We start from the raw sequence: 4,927 nt of genomic DNA on the forward strand, positions 1-4,927 counted from the left end.
GACACAGAAGCTGACTGACCCGACGCCTTCGCGAGCAAGCCCGCTCCGACAGGGTTCCTCTGTGTCTGGACGAATTTCATTGAGCAGGTTCCCATGACCCCCATGCCCGCCCCTCTGCGCTGGCTCCACTCCCTCGAATGGCGCCGGGGTTTCTTTGACTGGGCACGCAGCGATGGCGTGACCTGGGTGTATATCTTCAAGGTGCTGATCGCCGCGTTCCTGACGCTCTGGCTGGCCATGCGCCTGGAATTGCCGCAGCCTCGCACGGCGATGATCACCGTGTTCATCGTCATGCAGCCGCAATCCGGCCAGGTGTTCGCCAAGAGCTTCTATCGCTTCCTCGGCACCCTGGCAGGGTCGGCGGTGATGGTGGCGCTGATGGCTCTGTTCGCGCAGAACACCGAACTGTTCCTCGGCGCGTTGGCGATCTGGGTCGGTGTCTGCTCGGCGGGGGCTGCGCGCAGTCGCAACTTCCGCGCCTACGGTTTTGTGCTGGCCGGTTACACCGCGGCGATGGTCGGATTGCCGGCCCTGGCCCATCCCGACGGCGCCTTCATGATGGCGGTGTGGCGGGTGCTGGAAATCTCCCTGGGGATTCTCTGCTCGACCCTGGTCAGCGCTGCGATCCTGCCGCAAACCTCCAGCGCCGCCATGCGCAATGCCTTGTACCAACGCTTCGGCGTATTCGCCCTGTTCGTCACCGATGGCTTGCGCGGGCGCAGCAAACAGGAGGCGTTCGAGGCCGGCAACGTGCGCTTCATCGCCGAAGCGGTGGGCCTGGAAAGCCTGCGCAGCGTTACCGTGTTCGAAGACCCGCACATGCGTCGGCGCAACGGTCGACTCAGTCGGCTGAACAGCGAATTCATGGGCATCAGCACCCGTTTCAATGCCCTGCATCAATTGCTCGAACGCCTGCGCGGCAGTTGCAGCGAGCAAGCGGCCGCAGCGATCAAACCGGGGCTGCAGGACCTGGCCGAAGTGCTCGACGGCTTCAGCGGTCGCGCCCTGACCAGCGCCGATGCGGCACGTCTGGTCACCGCCTTGACCGCCTACAAGGAAGGCTTGCCGGCACGGGTGCGCAGCCTGCGCGCGACCTTCCAGGCGAGTCAGCCGAGCGAGGCCGAATTGCTGGATTTCCACACCGCCTACGAACTGCTTTATCGCTTCGTCGACGACTTGCACAGTTATGCACAGACCCACGCTTCCCTGGCCGATCACAGCCACGAGCGCGAGCAATGGGACGAGCCTTTCACCCCGCAGACCAACTGGCTGGCGGCTGCGGCTTCGGGCATTCGCGCGTCGTTTATTCTGCTGGTGCTGGGCAGTTATTGGGTGGCCACCGCCTGGCCGAGCGGGGCGACCATGACCCTGGTGGCCGCCGCTACCGTCGGCCTGTCCGCCGCCACGCCGAACCCGAAACGCATGGCTTTCCAGATGGCCTGCGGCACCTTCCTCGGGGCGCTGATCGGTTTCGCCGAGATGTTTTTCATCTTCCCGCACATCGATGGTTTCCCCTTGCTGTGCGTGATGCTGGCACCGGTATTCGTGCTCGGCGCTTTCCTCTCCTCGCGGCCGCAATACGCCGGGGTCGGGGTGGGCTTGCTGATCTTCTTCAGCATCGGTTCGGTGCCGGACAACCTGACCATCTACAACCCTTACACCTTCATCAACGACTACATCGCCATGGTGATCGGCATGCTGGTGTGCGCGGCGGCGGGGGCGATCATCCTGCCGCCCAACAGTCGCTGGTTGTGGCGTCGGCTCGAACAGGATCTGCGCGGCCAGGTGGTGTACGCCATCAGCGGCAAGCTCAAGGGCCTGGCGTCGAGTTTCGAAAGCCGCACCCGCGATCTTGTCCACCAGGCCTATGGCTTCGCGGCGGGGCAGCCGCAAGTGCAGCGCAATCTGCTGCGCTGGATGTTCGTGGTGCTCGAAGTCGGTCACGCGATCATCGAGTTGCGCAAGGAACAGGCGACGTTGCCGGTGCACCCGGCCTATGCCGAAACCCAGCCGTGGCGCCAGTCGATCCGCGTCATGGGCCGCGCGCTGGTGCGGCTGTTCCTGCAACCGGGACAGAGCAATCTGGAGCGTGCACTGGTGGCGGTCGATCATGCGATCAGTCGCGTGCAGGCCACCGACGAACCCTTCGCCCCGCACTTCGATACCTCGGCGTTGCGCCGGGTGAAAAGCTACCTGCACTTCATCCGCACTTCGCTGCTGGACCCGCAATCGCCACTGTCGCAATACGCCCGGGCAGCCCAGCCCCAAGGACTCGAACATGCCCCGTGAAATCGCCTTCCACGGCGTGTACATGCCGACCATGACCCTGATGTTTCTGATTGCCGCGGCGCTGGCCTGGGGGCTGGACCGGTTTTTTTCAGGTCTCGATCTGTACCGCTTCTTCTGGCACCCGGCGCTGCTGCGCCTGAGTCTGTTTACCTGTCTGTTCGGCGCCATGGCGCTGACTGTCTACCCTTGAGAACGCCCTGATGAAAAAGCTTTTCAGCCTGCTTGCGACCCTGCTGGTACTGGCCCTGGCGATATGGATCGGCCGGAACCTGTGGGTGCATTACATGCAAACGCCGTGGACCCGCGACGGGCGCGTGCGCGCCGACATCATCAACGTGGCCGCCGATGTCACCGGCGAAGTGGTGAACGTGCCGGTGCGTGACAACCAGCTGGTGAAGAAGGGCGACCTGCTGATGCAGATCGATCCCGAGCACTATCGCCTGGCGGTCAAGCAGGCGCAGTCGCTGGTGGCGTCGCGCAAGGCGACCTGGGAGATGCGCAAGGTCAACGCCCATCGCCGTGCGGACCTGGACAACCTGGTGATCTCCAGGGAGAACCGCGACGACGCCAGCAACATCGCCGACTCCGCGCTGGCCGACTATCAGCAGGCCCAGGCGCAACTGGAAGCAGCCGAGCTCAACCTCAAGCGCACCGAGGTCCGGGCGGCGGTGGACGGTTACGTCACCAACCTGAACGTCCATCGCGGCGACTACGCGCGCATCGGCGAAGCGAAAATGGCCGTGGTCGACATGAACTCGTTCTGGGTCTACGGCTTTTTCGAAGAGACCAAGTTGCCTCATGTGCGAGTTGGCGATAAGGCCGATATGCAGCTGATGAGTGGCGAAGTGCTGAAGGGCCATGTGGAGAGCATTTCCCGGGGCATCTACGACCGCGACAACCCGGAAAGCCGCGAGCTGATCGCCGACGTCAACCCGACCTTCAATTGGGTGCGCCTGGCGCAGCGGGTGCCGGTGCGGATCCACATCGATGAAGTGCCGGAAGGTGTGCTGTTGGCGGCGGGGATTACCTGCACAGTAGTCGTGAACCCAACATGAATTCTGTAGGAGCGAGCTTGCTCGCGATGAACGCAAAGACACCGCGGGGCATCAGATTTCCCGCGTTATCGTTGACGACCATCGCGAGCATGCTCGCTCCTACAGGGGGACAGCGTTACAGCTGCCCACGCAACCCGAACCGCTTCATCAACGTCGATTCCAGCAACCCCTTGGGCAACAAGGTCGCCAGCAGCGGCAACGCGCGGCTGCCGTTGCCCAGGCGAATCAACCTCGGTGGTTTGCTCTGCTGCACAGCCTTGAGCAACCCGGCAGCAAACTCGCTGGCCGGCGTCGGCTTGTCCTGAGACGCTCTGGCCCGCGCGCGAATGCCTTCACGCAGCGGAAACCACGGCGATTGTTCGCTGATCAATTGCTCGGCTTCGTGACCTGCATTCTTGGCAAAACTGGAGGCAATGGCGCCGGGCTGCACTTCCATGACCCGCACGCCGAACGGCGCCAGTTCCATGCGCAACGCATCGCTCAAGGCATGCACGGCGGCCTTGGATGCGCAGTAGGCGCCGGCGAACGGCGTGACCAGCACGCCGGACACGCTGCCGACGTTGACCACGATCCCCTTGGCCCGGCGCAACACCGGGAACAGCGCGCGGGTCACGCCGACGATGGCGAACACATTGGTCTCGAACTGACGCTGCATCGCCTGCACACCGCCATCGAGCAACGGCCCCATGGCGCCGTAACCGGCGTTGTTGATCAGCACATCGAGGCCGCCATGTTGCTGGTTGATCCGCTCGCTCAATTGCTCGAGGGCCTGGCCATCGTTGACGTCCAGTTGCACGGCGGTGAAACCGGCGGCGGCCAGCATCGCCACGTCTTCAGGCTTGCGGGCGGTGGCCCAGACTTTGTAGCCGGCGACCTGGAAGGCATCGGCCAGGGCGCGGCCGATGCCGCTGGAACAGCCTGTAATCAACGCAACGGGCATGGCGCGGTCCTTGTGCAATCAGAAGGGAAAAGGGATCAGTCGGAGAAGCTGCCTTGCAAACGCTCGGCGCGAAACTCCAGGGTTTCCGCACGGTAGCCGGCGCGCAGCGGTGGCAGCGGCAGGCAGTCGTCCCAGCTATCACCGGCCTGCAATTCGCCGGGGCCGCGGTAGCGTGGGGCGGTGTATTGGTTATCGGCCAGGTTGACCGTGTCGCCCGGCGCGTAGGCAGCGACCCGCCAGCGCAACTCGGTCAGCGGTACGTCGTTGCCGTTTTTCATGGTGAGTTTCAGCGGACGGTCGGCGGGGCATTGTTGCGGCGCGTAGCTGATGCGCAGCTCCAGGCGTTGCAGTTGCTTGAGTTCGCGGTGATCCATCCAGACCACCCAGGTGGCGACCAGGCCCAGGCCGATGGCGGCCGCCAGGGCCTTGGCCGGATAGCGCAGCAACAGGATCACCCAGGTGATGACCAGCAGGATGCCGATGAGCATGACGCACAGACCTCGGGGGAGAAGAAGGCCATCCTACCTAAGGGTGGGTGGGGTTGGCGATGGGCTGGTTTTTTGTGGTGGATGTGAGGGCCTCATCGCGGGCAAGCCCGCTCCCACAAGGATCTGCGGTGTGAATGCAATCCATGTCCCCCAAC

General features: G+C 63.9%; 5 protein-coding genes. 3 read left to right on the top strand and 2 right to left on the bottom strand.

The genetic code is table 11. The features are described from left to right. Nucleotides 1-93 precede the first annotated feature (93 nt). The 3 genes from ACW9JE_RS28505 to ACW9JE_RS28515 are packed head-to-tail and all read left to right on the top strand — an operon-like array spanning nt 94 to nt 3,344. Nucleotides 94-2,289: an FUSC family protein gene (locus ACW9JE_RS28505; protein WP_457434656.1), complete on the top strand. Its 2,196-nt coding sequence runs from the start codon at nt 94-96 to the stop codon at nt 2,287-2,289. After that, a complete protein-coding gene (locus ACW9JE_RS28510; protein ID WP_457434657.1) occupies nt 2,279-2,479 on the top strand; it encodes a DUF1656 domain-containing protein in 201 nt (66 codons plus the stop codon). The genes ACW9JE_RS28505 and ACW9JE_RS28510 overlap by 11 nt, the downstream gene beginning before the upstream one ends. A gap of 10 nt (nt 2,480-2,489) precedes the next feature. Continuing rightward, the gene (locus ACW9JE_RS28515) at nt 2,490-3,344 is read left to right on the top strand and encodes an efflux RND transporter periplasmic adaptor subunit (protein WP_457434658.1); all 855 of its coding nucleotides are present in this window, start codon (nt 2,490-2,492) and stop codon (nt 3,342-3,344) included. Between the two features lie 115 nt (nt 3,345-3,459). Here the strand turns inward: ACW9JE_RS28515 and ACW9JE_RS28520 are convergent, their stop codons facing one another. Both ACW9JE_RS28520 and ACW9JE_RS28525 read right to left on the bottom strand, forming a co-directional pair. Beyond that, nucleotides 3,460-4,284, bottom strand: coding sequence for an SDR family oxidoreductase (locus ACW9JE_RS28520; protein WP_457434659.1), 825 nt, complete (start codon nt 4,282-4,284; stop codon nt 3,460-3,462). A 35-nt stretch (nt 4,285-4,319) separates the two neighbouring features. Further along, the gene (locus ACW9JE_RS28525) at nt 4,320-4,772 is read right to left on the bottom strand and encodes a multidrug transporter (protein ID WP_457434660.1); all 453 of its coding nucleotides are present in this window, start codon (nt 4,770-4,772) and stop codon (nt 4,320-4,322) included. Between the last annotated feature and the right edge of the window lie 155 nt (nt 4,773-4,927).

The organism is Pseudomonas sp. SDO55104_S430 (assembly GCF_054070595.1).